The following is a 19,607-nucleotide window of genomic DNA, read 5'->3' as shown; positions in this document are numbered from 1 at the left end:
TCAATTAAGCCAGGGGCCTGACGAATCAGGCCTTCTTGATAATTTCTTCCGCGATATTGGTCGGAGCCTCGGCGTAATGCGAGAACTCCATGGTGTAGGACGCGCGGCCCTGTGACATGGAACGCAGGTCAGTGGCATAGCCGAACATTTCGGACAGTGGTACATCAGCATTGATGACCTTGCCGGACGGCGTGTCTTCCATGCCATGCACGATGCCGCGACGACGGTTCAGGTCACCCATGACATCACCCATGTAGTCTTCCGGCGTAACCGCCTCGACCTTCATCATGGGCTCCATGATGCAGGGATTGCCTTTCTCGGTGAGCTTCTTAACCGCCATGGAGGCCGCCACCTTGAACGCCATCTCGTTGGAGTCCACGTCGTGGTAGGAACCATCGAACAGAGTCGCTTTCAGGCCCAGCAGCGGATAACCCGCCAGTACGCCGTTCTGCATCTGCTCGCCGATGCCCTTTTCTACCGCCGGAATGTATTCCTTCGGTACGACACCACCCACGATTTCGTTGACGAACTCCAGACCTTCGGTCTCGGTCGGTTCAAAACGGACCACAACATGGCCGTACTGACCACGACCACCCGACTGCCGCACGAACTTGCTTTCCACTTCGCAGGACTGACGGATTTTTTCGCGGTAGGCCACCTGCGGCGCACCGATGTTGGCTTCCACCTTGAACTCGCGACGCATACGGTCAACGATGATGTCCAGGTGCAGCTCACCCATGCCCGAGATGATGGTCTGGCCGGTCTCTTCATCCGTGCGCACACGGAAGGAAGGATCTTCCTGGGCCAACTTGCCCAGGGCCACACCCATTTTTTCCTGGTCGGGCTTGGACTTCGGCTCTACCGCCACAGAAATGACGGGCTCCGGGAATTCCATGCGCTCCAGAGTAATGGGGCTGTTCGGGTCACACAGCGTATCACCCGTGGTGACACCCTTGACGCCGACCAGTGCGGCAATATCACCCGCCAGCACTTGCTTGATTTCTTCGCGGTTGTTGGAGTGCATCTGCACCATACGGCCGACGCGCTCTTTCTTGCCCTTGACCGGGTTCAGCACGGCATCACCGGAATTCAGCGTACCGGAATAGACGCGCACGAAGGTCAGCGTGCCCACGAAGGGGTCGGTGGCGATCTTGAACGCCAGTGCGGCAAAGGGTGCATCGTCATCGGCAACCCGCTTTTCAACGGTCTCTGCCTTGTCGTCCAGCACACCTTCGATGGCCTTGACTTCGGTCGGGCTGGGCATGTACTCGATGACACTGTCGAGCAGCGCCTGCACACCCTTGTTCTTGAAGGCGGAACCGCAGTGGGTCAGTACCAGATCATTGGCCAGGGTACGCGCTCGCAGGCCCTGCTTGATCTCGTCCTCGGTCAGTTCAACACCTTCGAGGTATTTTTCCATCAGCACGTCATTGGCTTCGGCCGCAGCCTCTACCATCTCGTTGCGCGCTTCCTCACATTCAGCCTGCATGTCGGCCGGAATGTCTTCCAGCTCATAGGTCATGCCCATGTCGTCTTCACTCCAGACGATCATCTTCATGCGCAGCAGGTCGACGACGCCACGGAATTCGTCTTCCGCACCGACGGGCAACTGGATCGGCACCACATTGGCACCCAGACGCTCTTTCATCTGGTTGACGACCCACTTGAAGTCGGCACCAGCACGGTCCATCTTGTTGACGAACACCATGCGCGGCACTTCGTACTTGTTGGCCTGACGCCATACGGTTTCGGTCTGCGGCTGCACACCGGAGGAGCCGCACAGTACGACCACAGCACCGTCGAGAACACGCAGCGAGCGCTCGACTTCAATGGTGAAGTCAACGTGCCCGGGGGTATCAATGATATTGATCCGGTGCTCAGGGAACTGCTGGTTCATGCCGCTCCAGAAACAGGTGGTAGCAGCAGATGTAATGGTAATGCCACGCTCCTGCTCCTGCTCCATCCAGTCCATGGTGGCTGCACCATCGTGCACCTCACCAATCTTGTGCGACAGACCAGTGTAGAACAGGATACGTTCGGTCGTGGTGGTCTTGCCCGCATCCACATGCGCGACAATACCGATGTTGCGGTAACGATTAATCGATGTCTTACGAGCCACGATTGAATCCCCTGTGGTTTAGAAGCGAAAGTGTGAGAAGGCTCTGTTGGCTTCGGCCATACGGTGTACGTCTTCACGTTTCTTGAATGCCGCACCCTTGCCTTCCACAGCGTCCTGCAGCTCGCCCGCGAGGCGGAGTGCCATGGACTTTTCGCCCCGCTTGCGCGCGGAGTCTACCAGCCAGCGCATGGCCAGTGCTTCACGTCGCTCAGGACGGACTTCAACGGGCACCTGGTAGGTGGCACCACCGACACGGCGAGACTTGACCTCGACCATGGGCGCTACCGCTTCCAGCGCAGATTCAAACACCTCAACCGGATCTCTGTCCTGACGTTCCTGGATCTTGTCCAGAGCGCCATAGACGATCTTCTCCGCGATGGACTTTTTGCCGTCTTCCATCACGTGGTTCATGAATTTTGCCAGAGTCTGATTATTGAACTTGGGATCTGGCAGGATCTCTCTTTTTGCAATCACGCGTCTTCTTGGCATGATAAGCCCTCTTGAAGGTCTTCAGGACAGCCCGGTACTCATCGGGAAGTTCAGGCCCCGATCGACCGGCCTTACTCTTATCTTTCGGCCTTTACGGCATGAAAGAATGATTATTTCTTGGGTCGCTTGGCGCCGTACTTGGAACGGCCCTGCAGGCGATTCTGTACGCCGGCACAGTCCAGAGCACCACGGACGGTGTGATAACGCACACCCGGCAGGTCTTTTACCCGGCCGCCGCGAATCAGCACTACAGAGTGCTCTTGCAGGTTGTGACCCTCACCGCCGATATACGAAGACACTTCGTAACCATTGGTCAGACGCACACGGCACACCTTGCGCAGTGCCGAGTTCGGCTTTTTCGGGGTCGTGGTATAGACCCGGGTGCAGACGCCACGACGCTGCGGGCAGGCCTGGAGTGCCCGTACGTCACTCGGCTTGACCTTGCGCTTGCGCGGCTTGCGCACCAGCTGGTTAATGGTTGCCATTCAGCCTTTCTCCACTTCTCTTTTGCTTCTCGGAATCGCTATTGCCCCGACTCCGGATGGAGTCGGGGCAATAAGGGACGCGAATAATAGGGCCCGACCAAAACTTAGTCAAGCCGGATGCACATTCAGTGCTGTCTGTTCAGCGCCTGGCTCTGGTTATTTGTACAACGCCTCGCTCAGGCTACTTGTTCAAAGCCTCGCTCAGGGCTATTTATTAAGAGCCTCGCTCAGGGCTGCTTCCACATCACTGGCACTCATGGACGGACGGTCATCGCCGGCCAGACGCTCGTCACGCTTGCGCTTGCGCTCGGCGTGGTAGGCCAGGCCGGTACCGGCCGGAATCAGACGACCCACGACCACGTTCTCCTTGAGACCGCGCAGGTAGTCGCGCTTGCCGGTGACAGCACCCTCGGTCAGTACCCGCGTGGTCTCCTGGAAGGAAGCCGCGGAAATGAACGACTCGGTAGCCAGCGAAGCCTTGGTGATGCCCAGCAGCACACGCTCGTACCTGGCCGGCAGCTTGCCTTCCGCGGTCGCCACTTCATTGGCTTCCAGCACGGCGGTGTACTCGACCTGATCACCCTTGATGAAGCTGGTCTCACCCGGCTCCACAATGATCACCTTGCGCAGCATCTGACGCACGATCGTTTCGACGTGCTTGTCGTTAATGCCCACACCCTGCAGTCGATACACTTCCTGAATCTCTGCCGTGATGTACTTCGACAGCTCTTCAACACCCAGCAGGCGCAGAATATCGTGCGGGTTCAGCGGCCCTTCGGAGATCAGTTCGCCTTTCTCGACCTGCTCGCCTTCGAACACGCTGAGCTGACGCCACTTCGGAATCAGTTCCTCGTAGGCATCACCTTCGGCCGGCGCAATCACCAGGCGCTTCTTGCCCTTGGTTTCCTTGCCGAAGCCGATGATGCCGGAAGTCTCGGCCAGAATGGCCGGTTCTTTCGGCTTGCGGGCCTCGAACAGGTCGGCCACACGCGGCAGACCACCGGTGATGTCCTTGTTGCCTGACGTTTCCTGCGGAATACGGGCCAGTACATCGCCCACTTCCACGGCCTGACCGTCGCTCAGACTGAGCAGGGAGCCGTCCGGCAGGAAGTACTGCACCGGCTGGTCGGTGTCACCGAAGGTAATGTCCTTACCCTTGGCGTCGACCAGTTTCAGCATGGGACGAATGTCCTTGCCGGCGGTGCTGCGGTCTTTCTGCGGAATGACTTCGATGCTGGATACACCAGTCATCTCGTCAATCTTGGAGTTGATGGTGACGCCATCATCCATACCGACGAACTTCACCTTGCCCTTCATCTCGGCAATGATCGGGTGCGTGTGCGGATCCCACTTGGCCACCGGCTCACCGGCACCCACTTCCTGGTCTTCGCGCACGGTCAGAGCGGCACCATAAGGCAGCTTGTAGCGCTCACGCTCACGCCCTGCCTGGTCAACCACCGACAGGATGGAGGACCGTGAAGTGGTCACCAGCTCGCCATTGGTGCGCTCAACTGTCTTGATGTTGTGCAGCTTGATACGACCACCATGCTTGACCTGCACCGCATCCACGGCGGAGGACGAAGACGCCGCACCACCGATGTGGAAGGTACGCATGGTCAACTGGGTACCCGGCTCACCGATGGACTGGGCGGCAATGATACCGACCGCCTCACCGATGTTGACCAGATGGCCCCGGGCCAGATCGCGACCATAGCAGTTGGCACAGATGCCATGGCGGGTTTCGCAGGTAATCGGCGACCGTACCTTGAGCTGATCGATACCCCACTCGTCGATCTTGCGCACCCAGCGTTCGTCGATCAGGGTATTGGCGGGAATGGCGACATCTTCGCCACCCGGCATCAGCACATCTTCAGACACCACACGACCCAGTACCTGCTGGCCGATACCGACGACGATATCACCGCCTTCGATGATGGGCTCCAGCGTAATGCCGTTGGTGGTGCCACAGTCGGTTTCGGTGACCACAACATCCTGCGCCACATCGACCAGACGCCGCGTCAGGTAACCGGAGTTCGCCGTCTTCAGAGCCGTATCGGCCAGACCCTTACGGGCGCCGTGGGTGGAGATGAAGTACTCACCTACCGACAGACCTTCCCGGAAGTTGGACTTGATCGGGTTCTCGATGATGGAGCCATCCGGCTTCGCCATCAGGCCACGCATACCGGCGAGCTGGCGGATCTGAGCCGGTGAACCCCGGGCGCCGGAGTCCGCATAGATGTAGACGGAGTTGAAAGACTCCTGCTCCACTTCCTTGCCGTCCCGGTCGATCGTCATCTCTTTACCGATGGACTCCATCATGGAGCGGGCAATGGTTTCATTGGCGCGTGACCAGATGTCCACCACCTTGTTGTACTTCTCGCCCTGAGTCACCAGGCCGGATTCGTACTGCTCCTGGATCTCCTGCACTTCGGCCTCGGCCTTGCCCAGGATCTCCAGCTTGTTCAGCGGAATCTCGAAATCATTCACACCGATGGAGGCACCGCTGCGGGTGGCATAGTGGAAGCCCATGTACATGATCTGGTCAGCGAAGATGACCGTCGGCTTCAGCCCGGCACGGCGATAGCTCTCGTTCAGCAGCAGCGAGATCGACTTCTTCTTCAGCGTCTGGTTGACCAGTTCGAACGGCAGGCCTTCCGGCACTATGGTAAACAGCAGCACCCGGCCGACCGTGGTGTCATACAGCACGGTGCGCGACTCTTCATAGTCGTCATCACGAATCACTTCGCTGACACGCACCTTGATCTTGGCCTGCAGGCCCACCTTGCCGGCGCCATAGGCGCGCTCAACTTCCTTGACGTCGGCAAATATCATGCCTTCGCCCTTGTCGTTGATGCGCTCACGGGTCATGTAGTACAGGCCCAGCACCACGTCCTGCGACGGCACGATGATCGGCTCGCCGTTGGCCGGTGACAGGATGTTGTTGGTGGACATCATCAGCGCGCGCGCTTCCAACTGGGCTTCCAGCGTCAGCGGCACGTGCACGGCCATCTGGTCACCATCGAAGTCGGCGTTGTAGGCCGCACAGACCAGTGGGTGAAGTTGAATGGCCTTGCCTTCGATCAGCACCGGCTCGAACGCCTGAATACCCAGGCGGTGCAGAGTCGGCGCCCGGTTCAGCAGTACCGGGTGCTCGCGAATCACTTCGTCCAGAATATCCCAGACCACAGCTTCTTCGCGCTCGACCATCTTCTTGGCTGCCTTGATGGTGGTAGCCAGGCCACGCAGTTCCAGCTTGCTGTAGATGAACGGCTTGAACAGCTCCAGCGCCATCTTCTTGGGCAGACCGCACTGGTGCAGACGCAGAGTCGGACCGACCACGATGACCGAACGGCCGGAGTAGTCGACGCGCTTGCCCAGCAGGTTCTGCCGGAAACGACCCTGCTTGCCCTTGATCATGTCGGCCAGCGACTTCAGCGGCCGACGGTTGGAGCCGGTGATGGCCCGGCCGCGACGACCGTTGTCGAGCAGCGCATCAACAGACTCCTGCAGCATGCGCTTTTCGTTGCGCACGATGATGTCGGGCGCATTCAGCTCAAGCAGGCGCTTCAGACGGTTGTTGCGGTTGATCACGCGGCGATACAGATCGTTCAGATCCGAGGTGGCGAAACGGCCACCGTCCAGCGGTACCAGCGGACGCAGATCCGGCGGCAGCACGGGCAGCACCTTCATCACCATCCACTCCGGACGATTGCCGGACTTGTGGAAGGCTTCCAGGATCTTCAGTCGCTTGGACAGCTTCTTGATTTTGGTTTCACTGTTGGTGGCCGGGATCTCTTCGCGCAGCTGACCAATCTCTTCTTCGAGATTGATGTGCTTGAGCATTTCCTCGATGGCCTCGGCACCCATGCGGGCATCGAAATCATCGCCGAACTCTTCGATGGCCTGGTAGTAGTCTTCATCGCTCAGCAACTGACCACGTTCCAGGGTAGTCATGCCCGGGTCGATCACCACGAAGGATTCGTAATAGAGGATGCGCTCGATATCACGCAGCGTCATGTCCAGCATCAGGCCGATACGTGACGGCAGGCTCTTCAGGAACCAGATGTGCGCCACCGGGGCCGCCAGTTCGATGTGACCCATGCGGTCACGACGCACCTTGGACTGGGTAACCTCGACGCCACACTTCTCACAGATGACACCACGGTGCTTGAGCCGCTTGTACTTGCCGCACAGGCACTCGTAATCCTTGATCGGGCCAAAGATGCGCGCACAGAACAGGCCGTCGCGCTCTGGCTTGAAGGTACGGTAGTTGATGGTTTCCGGCTTCTTCACTTCGCCGAAGGACCAGGACCGGATCATCTCCGGCGACGCCAGACCGATACGGATGGAGTCGAATTCTTCTTCGTGGCTTTGCGCCTTCAGCAGACCTAACAAGTCTTTCATATAACCGCCTCAAAGCTAGTTACTGAGTGCGACCGGATCAGACCGATCGCAGGTCAATCTGTTTCCCCTGCGGGACCTCGAACCCGGTGCCCGCAGGCACCGGTGAGCACGCATCAGTCGTGTTCGAGTTCGATGTCGATACCGAGCGAACGGATTTCCTTGATCAACACGTTGAAGGACTCGGGCATGCCCGGCTCCATGCGGTGATCGCCGTCGACAATGTTCTTGTACATCTTGGTCCGACCATTCACGTCGTCCGACTTGACGGTGAGCATCTCCTGCAGCGTATGGGCGGCACCATAGGCTTCCAGAGCCCAGACCTCCATCTCGCCGAAACGCTGGCCGCCAAACTGTGCCTTGCCGCCGAGCGGCTGCTGGGTCACCAGGCTGTAGGAACCTGTTGACCGCGCATGCATCTTGTCGTCGATCAGGTGGTTCAGTTTCAGCATGTACATGTAGCCAACGGTGGTTTCCCGCTCGAAAGCTTCGCCGGTGCGGCCGTCCCAGAGCTGAATCTGACCGGAAGACGGCAGACCCGCCAATTCCAGCAGCTTCTTGATTTCAGGCTCCTGGGCACCATCGAATACCGGCGTGCTGATCGGCAGACCACCACGCAGATTCTGCGCCAGTTCGATCACTTCACCGTCAGTCAGTTCATCGATGTTCTCCTTGCGGAACGCATCGCCGACACTGTTGTAGATCTCGTCCAGATACTTGCGCATCTCGGCGATGGCACGCTGTTCGCGCAGCATCTCTTCAATGCGCTTGCCGATACCCTTGGACGCCGCACCCAAGTGCGTTTCCAGCACCTGACCGACGTTCATCCGTGACGGCACACCCAGCGGGTTGAGTACAACATCGACCGGTTCGCCATGCTCGTCATAGGGCATGTCTTCGACCGGTACAATGGTCGAGATAACACCCTTGTTACCGTGACGGCCGGCCATCTTGTCGCCCGGCTGGATCTTCCGCTTCACGGCCAGATAGACCTTGACGATTTTCAGCACACCGGGTGCCAGATCATCGCCTGAGGTAATCTTGCGGCGCTTGACCTCGAGACGGTGCTCCTGATCCTTGCGGGTTTCTTCCAACTGCTGTTCGGCCTGCTCCAGTGCCGCAGCCTTTTCGTCCTCGGCCAGACGCAGTTCGAACCACTGGGCGTAGGGCAGCTCGGCCAGATTCTCGGCATTGAGCTTGTCGCCCTTCTTGAAGCCCGCTCCGCCATTGACCACGGCGCCGTCCAGGACCTGGGCCAGACGCTCGAAAGTCGCCTGCTCCATGATCTTGTACTCGGCCCGCAGATCCTTGCGGAACTCTTCCAGTTGCTGACGCTCGATCGCCTTGGCGCGCTCGTCCTTTTCCACCCCGTCACGGGTGAAGACCTGGACGTCGACCACGGTACCGCGCATGCCGCCCTTGACCCGCTGCGAAGTGTCCTTCACGTCGGAGGCTTTCTCGCCGAAGATGGCGCGCAACAGTTTTTCTTCCGGTGTCAACTGGGTCTCGCTCTTGGGCGTGACCTTGCCGACCAGAATATCGCCGGGGCCGACTTCGGCGCCGACATACACTATGCCGCTCTCGTCGAGCTTGCTCAGTGCCGATTCACCCACGTTCGGGATGTCACCGGTGATTTCCTCCGGCCCGAGCTTGGTGTCACGGGCAATACAGGTCAGTTCCTGAATATGCACCGTGGTCAGGCGCTCTTCCTGCACCACACGCTCGGAGATGAGGATGGAATCCTCGAAGTTGTAACCGTTCCAGGGCATGAAGGCGATGCGCATGTTCTGCCCCAGCGCCAGCTCACCCAGATCGGTGGACGGACCATCGGCCAGAATATCGCCCCGTGCCACCACATCACCCTGATTGACGATCGGGCGCTGGTTGATACAGGTGTTCTGGTTGGACCGCGTGTACTTGGTCAGGTTGTAGATGTCGACCCCGGCCTCGGAGCCCTGGACTTCATCATCATTGACCCGCACCACGATGCGCTTGGCATCGACGGCTTCGATCACACCACCCCGTGAGGCCACCGCACAGACACCGGAGTCGCGCGCTACCGCACGCTCGATGCCGGTACCCACAACAGGCTTGTCCGCCCGCAGCGTCGGCACGGCCTGGCGCTGCATGTTGGAGCCCATCAGGGCGCGGTTGGCGTCATCGTGCTCGAGGAACGGAATCAGCGCCGCAGCGACCGATACCACCTGGCGCGGTGACACGTCCATCAGATCAACCGATTCGACCGGGGCCAGCGTGAACTCGCCATGGTGACGCACCTGCACGAACTCGCCCTGAATCCGGTTGTCGTCATTCATTGGCACATTGGCCTGTGCAATGACGTGTTTGCCTTCATCAATGGCCGACAGGTACACGATCTCGTCGGTGGCCTGACCTTCCTTCACGACCCGGTAGGCCGTTTCCAGAAAACCGTAGCTGTTGGTACGGGCATAGGTTGCCAGTGAATTGATCAGACCGATGTTCGGACCTTCCGGCGTTTCGATCGGGCAGACGCGGCCATAGTGCGTGGTATGTACGTCACGCACCTCGAAGCCGGCACGCTCACGGGTCAGGCCGCCCGGGCCAAGCGCAGAAACACGACGCTTGTGTGTCACTTCGGACAGCGGGTTGTTCTGATCCATGAACTGGGACAGCTGGCTGGAACCGAAGAACTCCTTGATCGCTGCCGCCACCGGCTTGGCATTGATCAGATCCTGCGGCATCAGGCCTTCGCTTTCGGCCAGCGACAGACGCTCGCGCACTGCCCGCTCGACACGGACCAGACCCACACGGAATTGGTTCTCGGCCATCTCGCCGACAGAGCGCACACGCCGGTTACCCAGGTGATCGATGTCGTCGACTTCACCGCGACCGTTGCGAATATCCACCAGTGTCTTCAGTACCGACACGATGTCATCACGATCCAGCACACTGTTGCCGGTGTCTTCTTCCCGGCCCAGGCGGCGGTTGAACTTCATCCGGCCGACGTTGCTCAGGTCATAGCGGTCTTCGGAGAAGAACAGGTTTTCGAACAGGCTTTCCGCCGACTCCTTGGTCGGCGGCTCACCCGGACGCATCATGCGATAGATCTCGACCAGCGCTTCCAGACGGGTGGAAGTCGGATCGATGCGCAGCGTCTCGGACATGTAGGGCCCGCAGTCCAGCTCATTGGTATAGAGCACCTGAATGCTTTTCGCACCGGCCTGCGCCATCTTCTCCAGCAGATCAGCAGTGATTTCGCTGTTGCAGGGCGCCAGGATCTCGCCGGTCTTGGCGTCGACAAAATCCTTGGCCAGGGTTTTTCCGATGATGTATTCCTGCGGCACATTGATGTGCTCGACACCGGCTTTTTCCAGCTGACGCAGATGCCGGGCCGTAATACGACGCCCGGCTTCCAGCACGACCTTGCCGTCCTTGCCCTTGATGTCGAAGGAGGCGGTTTCGCCGCGCAACTGCTCGCTGTTGAACGCCATCTGGAAGTTTTCGCCGCTCTTGCGGAACTCGATGGTGTCGAAGAACATGTCCAGCATTTCCTGGTTGCTGTAACCCAGGGCGCGCAGCAGAATGGTGGCCGGCAGCTTGCGCCGACGGTCGATGCGGACAAAGACGTTGTCCTTGGGGTCAAACTCGAAGTCCAGCCAGGAGCCCCGGTAGGGGATGACCCGTGCCGAGAACAGCAGCTTGCCTGACGAATGGGTTTTACCCCGGTCATGGTCGAAGAAGACACCCGGCGAGCGGTGCAGCTGGGAAACGATAACCCGCTCTGTGCCGTTGACCACAAAGGTGCCATTATCCGTCATCAGGGGGATTTCCCCCATGTAGACTTCCTGTTCCTTGATGTCCTTGACCGCCTTGGAGGAGGACTCCTTGTCATAAATGACCAGGCGGACCTTGACGCGCAGCGGCGCCGAATAGGTTACGCCACGGAGCTGACATTCCTTAACGTCAAACGCAGGCTCACCGAGACGGTAACTCACGTACTCCAGCGATGCGTTGCCAGAGTAGCTGGAAATCGGAAAAATGGAATCGAAAGCGGCCTGCAGCCCCACCCCGTGCGCATCTGGCGCTTCCGGATCGGATTGCAGGAACTTGCGATAGGAATCCATCTGAATCGCAAGCAGGTACGGCAACTCCATCACGGGAGGAATTTTGCCGAAGCTCTTGCGAATACGTTTTTTCTCGGTGTAAGAGTAAGCCATCTAGCGTTCCCCAGCTCACATTAATGGACGGTTCATCGGGACTCTCGTCCGGCCTTCCCGCAGGAAGGGGGCGGGCACATCCAAGGGCGCAAAGACGCTGTCGGATGCCCCCAAAATGCACAGATCCCAGAACGGCAAAAAGGCTGGCGTCATAACGACGCCAGCCGTTGCGTTCTGCTCATTCCTCAAAAGGGGAATGATTACTTCAGCTCGACAGAAGCGCCGGCTTCTTCCAGCTTGGCTTTCAGCTGCTCGGCTTCTTCCTTGGAAGCGCCTTCTTTCACGGTAGCGGGCGCGCCGTCTACCATTGCCTTGGCTTCTTTCAGGCCCTGGCCAGTGATTTCACGCACTGCCTTGATGACGTTGACTTTCTTCTCACCAGCGGAAGTCAGAACCACGTCGAATTCGGTCTGCTCTTCAGCAGCACCGGCGTCACCGCCAGCAGCAGCAGGTGCAGCAGCCACTGCAGCCTGAGCAGATACACCGAATTTCTCTTCCATTGCTTCAACCAGCTCAACCACTTCCATGACGGACATTTCGGCGATTGCGTTGAGGATATCGTCTTTAGACAAAGCCATTGTTCAATTCTCCAATAATTCATTGCTTGCGATCTGATCGAAGTGATCAGGCCGCCTTCTTCTGTTCCGCTACGGCGTGTACGACACGCGTCACCCGTCCGGGGACATCGTTGAACGTACGTACCAGCTTGGTGACCGGTGCCAGAGTAACCGCAGCCAGCATGCTCAGCGCCTGTTCGCGCGTAGGCAGCTTGGCCAGTCGATCAATCTGTTCAGCACCGAGCAGCTCACCACCTACCGCCAACGCCTTGATCTCGAACTTGTCATTCTCTTTCGAGAAGTCCTTGAACAGGCGAGCAGCAGCGCCGGGATCTTCCATGGAAAACCCGAGAAGGGTCGGCCCACGGAAAGACTCGACGGCACACTCGTATTCGGTTCCTGCTACGGCGAACTTGGCCAGGTTGTTCGGAGTAACCCGCATATAGACCTGGTTGGCTCGCGCTTCGGCCCGCAGCCGGGTCATGTCTGCAACAGACACCCCCCGCGAGTCAGCAATAACCAACGAGAGAGCACTGGTAGCCACTTTACTCACATCGGCGACAACTTTTTTCTTGTCTTCGAGTCTAAGTGCCACGTTGTTTCTCCCATTTGTCCGGCAAGCGCCGGAGTTTGCTTGGATACGGCTACAGGGTCCAGCTCAATTCTGAGTGGGCTTCACCGTCTGCGTAGGACATTAAGGTTTGGCCGCAACCGCCCCTCCTACGGTCTTTGACAGCCCCGCCGTGTCGATGCCTGAACATCGGCACGGCGAAGCCCCAAAGTCTTCACACTACCAGCGAGCTCTGATCCAGAGTCAGACCGGGCCCCATGGTGGAGGACAGGCTGATCTTCTTCAGATAGACACCCTTGGCGTTTGCCGGCTTCAGCTTCTTCAGCTCGGCAATCAGTGCTTCTGCGTTTTCCTTGATGGCAACAGGCTCAAAGGCCACCTTGCCAACAGACGCATGAATAATACCGTTCTTGTCGGTACGGAAACGAACCTGACCGGCCTTGGCATTCTTGACTGCGGTGGCCACATCAGGTGTCACGGTGCCGACTTTCGGGTTCGGCATCAGGCCACGCGGACCCAGTACCTGACCCAGTTGGCCCACGACCCGCATGGCGTCCGGCGCGGCAATCACCACGCCAAAGTCCAGGTCGCCGCCCTTGATACGTTCCGCCAGATCTTCCATGCCGACCACATCCGCGCCGGCCTCTTTGGCGGCATCGGCGGCGGCACCCTGGGCAAACACAGCCACCTTGACGTCTTTGCCGGTGCCATGCGGCATCACGGTTGCGCCACGGACATTCTGATCCGATTTGCGCGCATCAACGCCCAGATTGATCGACAGATCCAGGGACTCTTCGAACTTGACTGTAGACAGCTCCTTCAGCAGGGCAACGGCTTCGTCGATCGGATACTGCTTGAGGGGATCGACCTTTTCTGCAATCGCCTTGGCGCGCTTGGACAACTTAGCCATCAGTTAACCCCCTCTACATTCAGGCCCATGCTGCGGGCGGTACCCGCGATAGTGCGCACTGCTGCATCCAGATCTGCGGCGGTAAGATCCGCATCCTTGGTCCTGGCAATTTCTTCCAGTTGCTCCCGGTTGACCGTACCCACCTTTTCGGTGTTCGGACGCGCCGAGCCACTCTTGATACCGGCTGCTTTCTTCAGCAGGATTGCCGCCGGCGGCGTCTTGGTGACGAAGGTGAAGCTACGGTCGTTATAAACCGTAATCACGACCGGAATCGGCAGGCCTGGCTCTACATTCTGCGTCTCGGCGTTGAACGCCTTGCAGAATTCCATGATATTCACGCCATGCTGACCCAGTGCAGGGCCCACAGGCGGAGATGGGTTGGCTTTGCCAGCGCCAACCTGCAGCTTGATATATGCTTGTACTTTCTTGGCCATAATGTCCTCTTTATGGGTAGTAGCGCCTTTGGCAGCAACGCTGCCCTCAGGCTCCCCGTTGTTACCCGACCCTGGCGGTTAGCTTCGGGCCGGCCTCTACAGACAGCAAAACCGGCACGCAGCCGGCTTCACCAAAAACAACTGAATTCAGGCTTTCTCGACCTGGGTAAACTCCAACTCGACGGGCGTTGAGCGCCCAAAGATCGTCACCGACACATGCAGACGATTCTTCTCGTAATTGACCTTCTCCACCGTGCCATTGAAATCGGCAAAGGGACCATCGGTAACACGAATGGCCTCGCCCGGCTCGAACACGGTCTTCTGCGCCGGCTTTTCGGTGCCTTCCTTGACCCGACGCAAAATGGCATCGGCTTCGGCCTGAGACAGCGGAGCAGGCGCTTCGGAGGAGCCGCCAATAAAACCCATTACCCGCGGCGTACTCTTGACCAGGTGCCAGGTCTCATCGTTCATATCCATTTCGACCATCACATAGCCGGGATAGAACTTGCGCTCACTCTTGCGCTTCTTGCCGTCCTTCACTTCGACGACACTCTCCGTAGGCACCAGGATTTCACCAAACTGATCCTGCATGCCATGCAGTTCGACGCGCTCTTTCAGCGTCGAGGCTACCCGTTTCTCATAACCCGAGTAGGCATGTACCACATACCAGCGCATGAATGATTCCTTAATTAACCGACAGCCAGACCAATCAGAAAACTGATCAGCATATCAAACAGGAACATGATCAGCGCCACCAACAATACCACTGCCAATACAAGCAGTGTGGTCTGAGTCGTTTCTGTTCGCGTTGGCCAGATGACTTTGCGCAGCTCGGTCCACGCTTCTTTGCGATACTGATTGAACTTGCGACCGCGATCCGTAGTCAGGGCAATGGCCACGGCCACGAGGGCCAGCACCAGAACACCCAGAACACGATACAACAGACCGACTTCAGGATACTGGCCATTGCCCAAAATGGCTGCAACCAGCAGGGCTGCAACTGCCAGCCACTTGATGACATCCAAGGCGCCGCCTTTTTTAGCAGCCTGACTAGCCATAAAAATTCCCTGAAAACGTGAAACTAATGCCGAAAAAATGGCAGGCCAGGAGGGACTCGAACCCCCAACCCTCGGTTTTGGAGACCGATGCTCTACCAATTGAGCCACTGGCCTGGACCTGTCGACCGGGCGGCGCATATTACACCGCACCGGCCGATTTTGCAAACGTATATTGCGGAGGGCTTACTCGATGATCTTGGCGACGACGCCCGCACCCACGGTACGACCACCTTCACGGATCGCAAAACGCAGGTTGTCTTCCATCGCGATCGGCGCGATCAGCGTCACCACCATCTTGATGTTGTCACCCGGCATCACCATCTCGACACCTTCCGGCAACTCAACATTACCGGTCACGTCTGTGGTCCGGAAATAGAACTGCGGACGATAGCCCTTGAAGAACGGCGTGTGACGTCCACCCTCGTCCTTCGACAGAACATACACCTCAGCCTCGAACTTGGTGTGCGGCGTGATGGAACCCGGCTTGGCCAGCACCTGACCACGCTCAACCTCGTCACGCTTGGTGCCACGCAGCAGCGCACCAATGTTCTCGCCCGCCCGACCTTCGTCCAGCAGCTTGCGGAACATCTCGACACCGGTCACTACCGTCTTGGTGGTGTCCTTGATGCCCACGATCTCGATCTCTTCGCCCGACTTCACAATGCCGCGCTCGACACGACCGGTAACCACCGTACCGCGACCGGAAATGGAGAACACGTCTTCGATCGGCATCAGGAACGGCTGGTCAATCGCACGCTCCGGCTCCGGAATGTACTCGTCCAGCGCCTCTACCAGCTTCTTCACAGCGGTAGTGCCCATCTCGTTGTCGTCCTTGCCTTCCAGCGCCATCAGCGCTGAACCGGTGATGATCGGCGTGTCGTCGCCCGGGAAATCGTACTGGCTCAGCAGATCACGCACTTCCATCTCGACCAGCTCCAGCAGCTCTTCATCGTCTACCATGTCCGCCTTGTTCAGGAACACAACGATGTAGGGCACGCCGACCTGGCGCGACAGCAGAATGTGCTCGCGCGTCTGCGGCATCGGGCCGTCAGCAGCTGAACACACCAGAATCGCGCCATCCATTTGCGCGGCACCGGTGATCATGTTCTTCACATAGTCAGCGTGGCCCGGGCAGTCAACGTGCGCGTAGTGGCGCGTCGGTGAATCGTACTCGACGTGCGAGGTCGCAATGGTGATACCACGCTCCCGCTCTTCCGGCGCGTTGTCGATCTGATCGAACGCACGGCTCTCGCCTTCACCGAACACCTCGAAGCACACGCGGGTCAGCGCCGCTGTCAGGGTGGTCTTGCCGTGGTCTACGTGACCAATGGTGCCCACGTTCAGGTGGGGCTTTTTACGCTCAAAAGCTGCCTTTGACATAGAACCTGCCTCTCTTAATGTAATTGTGCGCTACATAATAAAAGACAGGCCTGATGCCTGTCGTTTAAAACTGGTGCTCACGATGAGATTTGAACTCATGACCTCTCCATTACCAATGGAGTGCTCTACCACTGAGCTACGCGAGCACGAACCTTTTGCTACGGTACAGTTGGAGCGGGTAGCGGGAATCGAACCCGCATCATCAGCTTGGAAGGCTGAGGTTCTACCATTGAACTATACCCGCATCCGGAAACTGGTGGAGGGGGGAGGATTCGAACCTCCGAAGCATATTGCGGCAGATTTACAGTCTGCTCCCTTTGGCCACTCGGGAACCCCTCCTGAGCGGATGCGCATTCTCGCCGAACCCAAATCGACTGTCAAGAAATTATCTTGATTAACAGACACTTAGAATTCCGCGACTGCCCCGTAATCAGGCGCAGCGAAGTCTACCAAGTCTCATGTATTTTGCAACCAGTCGCACGACGCCTCGCGCAATTCGATATCCGGCTGGCTGTCGCGGATACTCGCCAGGCTGCGCTCACCCAGCAGGCCGGCGCCATCCGGCTGCACGACCAGCCAGTAGCTGTCCCGATAGCGCTGTATTTCCCGCACCCTGGCATCCACATCATCGTCCTGCAGGCGATCACGCAGGGTCACGGCATTGTTGCGGCTGCGGAAATAACCCAGCGAGATCGCATGCTGAAACTCGCCCTGAGACACCAGAAAACTCTCGACTTGCTGGTCATTCAACTGGCGCAGCCGCCGCTCGGCCTCGGCCGCCGTATCGGCTGGCGGCAGATGCACCCACCACAGCGGCTCGTCAGGCACTTCCACCGCGGTCACGGCGGCTTCGATCTCCAGCGCCGCCAGGCGCCGCTGTGCTGCCACGGCCCGATCCGAGTCGCCAAAGGAACCCACAAAGGCACACTGGGGCGCAGAGGAATCGCCGCTGCCGTTCAGCGTGGTCAGGGTCGGCACATCGACCAGCCCGTCACCACGGTCACTGCGCAGATTGCCGAACTCCAGCGTCGGCAGGGCCCCGCCCGACGCTTCCGGTTGTGGCGCCGGCGGCGCCAGGTACAGATACCCCGCCGCCAGGGCAGCGTTGATCAACAGCAGTGAAATCGCAATCCAGCGCATATCATCCTCTCAGCAAAACACTCGTCACAGGGCACCCCTGTCCTGTTGCCGACCCGCCCAGATCGACAGCCCCTGCAACACCAGGTTGGGCTGGTGGATTGCCTCCGGCACCGCCGTCGCCAGCAGCTCGGCATCGCCGCCGGCCAGCAGGAGCGGGGGTCTGCCCGGCAGTTGCTGCGCCGCCACCTGCACCGCGCCTGTGGCCGCGACCAGCCAGCCATTGCCTATAGCATCGCCCGTGCTCAGCCCGGGCCGATCGGTCAATGGCGCGTCCGGCGCTCTGGGTATGCGGGTACCCCCATAGAGCGCTGACTGCCAGAGACGGTATCCCGGCATGATCCAACCGCCAAGATGCTCTCCATCATGCACTATATCCAGGGTCAGTGCCGTACCGGCACTGATGACAATACAGTCTGCAGACAGTCGGGCGCCGGCCAGTGCGCCCAGCCAGCGGTCTATTCCCAAACGTTCGGGGTCATAGCGGGTCGGCAGCAAGCGCGCATCCGGTCTTTCGCAGCGCAGCCAGGGCACATCCGCATAGCGTTGCTGCAGCGGCCTGAGGCTCTCTGCATCACCCACCGCCGACCAGGCTATGGCGCCAGGCGTACCTGCTGGCAAATCAGCCGTCGCCGTTGCGTCTGCATCCATGGCGCCGACTTGCTCACCCCACTGCCAATGCAGGCGCGTATTGCCGAGATCAAGCAACAAGGTATCAAAGCGGTCTGACACTGACCTGCCCTCCTGAAATCATCTGCAACCCGTCACGGGTCTGCAAGCGCAGCGACCCATCTTCAGCCACACCTGCCCCCACGCCTTCCTGCCAGCTCTCGCCCTGCTGCACCCGCAGTGGCTTGCCCGCCAGTGCATCCAGGTGCGGCCAGCGGCGGTGCCAGTCAAAGCGGAAATCATCGGCCAAGGCAGCCGCAAGGCCGCCGGCCAGGGCACTGAGCAGAGCACTGCGGTCGACCGGCGCACCGGTCAGGCCGGCCAGCGAGACCGCCGACTGGCCAATGGTGCTCATGTCGGAGCGATTGACATTCATGCCAATGCCCAGCAGCACCACAGTCTGGCGTTCCAGGGTGTGAATCTCGGTCAGGATACCCGCCAGCTTGGCACCGTCGACCTGCAGATCATTGGGCCATTTTACGCTGACCGACAGACCACAGAACTCCGCCACCGCCTCGGCGAGTATGACCCCGGCAGCCAGGCTGAAAGGCCGCAGGGCTTCGGGGGATGACAGCGGAAAGCCCAGACTGAAGGCCAGGTCCTGCCCAAAGGCACTGGACCAGGCTCGGCCGCGGCGACCACGACCCTGCGTCTGATATTCGGTGGCCACCAATACCGGCGCCTCGTGCAGGCGCACCAGAGCCAGAGCGTCTTCATTGGTGGACGTGGTGATCAGGTGATGATGCCAGGCCAGCGCGGCGGGGAAGCCCCGGGGCGGATCATCCAGCATGGTAAACGGGTCGGCCAGATGATACCCCCGACCGGTGACCGCATGCACCCTCAGGCCCATGCCTTCGAGCTCCTGCAGGCGCCGATTGACCACGGTACGTGACACACCGAGTTGCTGTGCCAGTACGCTGCCGGACACAAAACGCTCCGACCTGAGCAGGCCGAGCAATGATCTGTATTGGGATATCTTGTCCATGGCGTCGCGATTGTCTGACCGGGTCGGCAGTGTATCACTTTTCCGGCCGCAATCGAGTGGGCTGCAGCTCAGGCCCGTGTAGCGAGGGACGTGTAGCGAGGGACGCAAGTCCCGACTGGGCCGGCAGGCCCTGTATGAGGGGCGGCTGCGCCGCCATCGCGACTCGCGTCGCTCGCTACAATCGAGGCTTTTTTGCAGGCGATGGCCCTTGGCCAC

General features: G+C 59.2%; 15 protein-coding genes and 4 tRNA genes. All 19 read right to left on the bottom strand.

The annotated features are described in order from the left end of the window. Positions 1-25 precede the first annotated feature (25 nt). Entirely contained in the window at positions 26-2,119 is a 2,094-nt protein-coding gene (gene fusA / locus E4656_RS19370; protein WP_135484978.1) for an elongation factor G, read from the bottom strand. 18 nt (positions 2,120-2,137) lie between these two features. Further along, positions 2,138-2,608 (bottom strand): 30S ribosomal protein S7, encoded by a 471-nt coding sequence (gene rpsG / locus E4656_RS19365; protein ID WP_135484977.1) that lies wholly within the window; start codon positions 2,606-2,608, stop codon positions 2,138-2,140. 110 nt (positions 2,609-2,718) lie between these two features. After that, the gene (rpsL, locus tag E4656_RS19360; protein WP_135484976.1) at positions 2,719-3,093 is read right to left on the bottom strand and encodes a 30S ribosomal protein S12; all 375 of its coding nucleotides are present in this window, start codon (positions 3,091-3,093) and stop codon (positions 2,719-2,721) included. A 207-nt stretch (positions 3,094-3,300) separates the two neighbouring features. After that, positions 3,301-7,497: a DNA-directed RNA polymerase subunit beta' gene (gene rpoC, locus E4656_RS19355; protein WP_135484975.1), complete on the bottom strand. Its 4,197-nt coding sequence runs from the start codon at positions 7,495-7,497 to the stop codon at positions 3,301-3,303. A 113-nt stretch (positions 7,498-7,610) separates the two neighbouring features. Continuing rightward, positions 7,611-11,690, bottom strand: coding sequence for a DNA-directed RNA polymerase subunit beta (gene rpoB / locus E4656_RS19350; RefSeq protein ID WP_135484974.1), 4,080 nt, complete (start codon positions 11,688-11,690; stop codon positions 7,611-7,613). 200 nt (positions 11,691-11,890) lie between these two features. Beyond that, complete coding sequence (gene rplL, locus E4656_RS19345) at positions 11,891-12,268, bottom strand: 50S ribosomal protein L7/L12 (protein ID WP_135484973.1); 378 nt, start codon at positions 12,266-12,268, stop codon at positions 11,891-11,893. A 46-nt stretch (positions 12,269-12,314) separates the two neighbouring features. Continuing rightward, positions 12,315-12,842, bottom strand: a complete 528-nt coding sequence (gene rplJ, locus E4656_RS19340; RefSeq protein ID WP_135484972.1) for a 50S ribosomal protein L10 — start codon at positions 12,840-12,842, stop codon at positions 12,315-12,317. 190 nt (positions 12,843-13,032) lie between these two features. Continuing rightward, entirely contained in the window at positions 13,033-13,728 is a 696-nt protein-coding gene (rplA, locus tag E4656_RS19335; RefSeq protein WP_135484971.1) for a 50S ribosomal protein L1, read from the bottom strand. Continuing rightward, on the bottom strand, positions 13,728-14,162 hold the full coding sequence (gene rplK / locus E4656_RS19330) for a 50S ribosomal protein L11 (RefSeq protein WP_135484970.1): 435 nt from the start codon (positions 14,160-14,162) through the stop codon (positions 13,728-13,730). Before rplK ends, rplA begins: the two co-directional genes overlap by 1 nt. Positions 14,163-14,309: 147 nt before the next feature. Further along, positions 14,310-14,837, bottom strand: coding sequence for a transcription termination/antitermination protein NusG (gene nusG, locus E4656_RS19325; protein ID WP_135484969.1), 528 nt, complete (start codon positions 14,835-14,837; stop codon positions 14,310-14,312). Positions 14,838-14,851: 14 nt separating this feature from the next. Next, on the bottom strand, positions 14,852-15,220 hold the full coding sequence (gene secE / locus E4656_RS19320) for a preprotein translocase subunit SecE (RefSeq protein WP_135484968.1): 369 nt from the start codon (positions 15,218-15,220) through the stop codon (positions 14,852-14,854). Positions 15,221-15,258: 38 nt separating this feature from the next. After that, positions 15,259-15,334, bottom strand: a tRNA-Trp gene (locus E4656_RS19315). A gap of 69 nt (positions 15,335-15,403) precedes the next feature. Continuing rightward, complete coding sequence (tuf, locus tag E4656_RS19310) at positions 15,404-16,600, bottom strand: elongation factor Tu (RefSeq protein ID WP_135484967.1); 1,197 nt, start codon at positions 16,598-16,600, stop codon at positions 15,404-15,406. A 71-nt stretch (positions 16,601-16,671) separates the two neighbouring features. Further along, positions 16,672-16,746 (bottom strand) — tRNA-Thr (locus E4656_RS19305). A 24-nt stretch (positions 16,747-16,770) separates the two neighbouring features. Then, positions 16,771-16,844: transfer RNA gene (locus E4656_RS19300), tRNA-Gly, on the bottom strand. Between the two features lie 10 nt (positions 16,845-16,854). Next, positions 16,855-16,939: transfer RNA gene (locus tag E4656_RS19295), tRNA-Tyr, on the bottom strand. A gap of 117 nt (positions 16,940-17,056) precedes the next feature. Next, positions 17,057-17,740, bottom strand: coding sequence for an SPOR domain-containing protein (locus E4656_RS19290; protein ID WP_135484966.1), 684 nt, complete (start codon positions 17,738-17,740; stop codon positions 17,057-17,059). A 24-nt stretch (positions 17,741-17,764) separates the two neighbouring features. Continuing rightward, positions 17,765-18,469: a type III pantothenate kinase gene (locus E4656_RS19285; RefSeq protein WP_135484965.1), complete on the bottom strand. Its 705-nt coding sequence runs from the start codon at positions 18,467-18,469 to the stop codon at positions 17,765-17,767. Continuing rightward, positions 18,453-19,391 carry a biotin--[acetyl-CoA-carboxylase] ligase gene (locus tag E4656_RS19280; RefSeq protein ID WP_135484964.1) on the bottom strand — a complete coding sequence of 313 codons (939 nt, stop codon included), beginning with the start codon at positions 19,389-19,391 and terminating at the stop codon, positions 18,453-18,455. Before E4656_RS19280 ends, E4656_RS19285 begins: the two co-directional genes overlap by 17 nt. Positions 19,392-19,607: the final 216 nt, after the last annotated feature.

Origin of the sequence: Natronospirillum operosum (assembly GCF_004768465.1) — a bacterium.
Lineage (GTDB): Bacteria > Pseudomonadota > Gammaproteobacteria > Pseudomonadales > Natronospirillaceae > Natronospirillum > Natronospirillum operosum.
The sequence above is the reverse complement of the archived record's forward strand: the minus strand, read 5'-3'. Positions and strand labels throughout refer to the sequence as shown.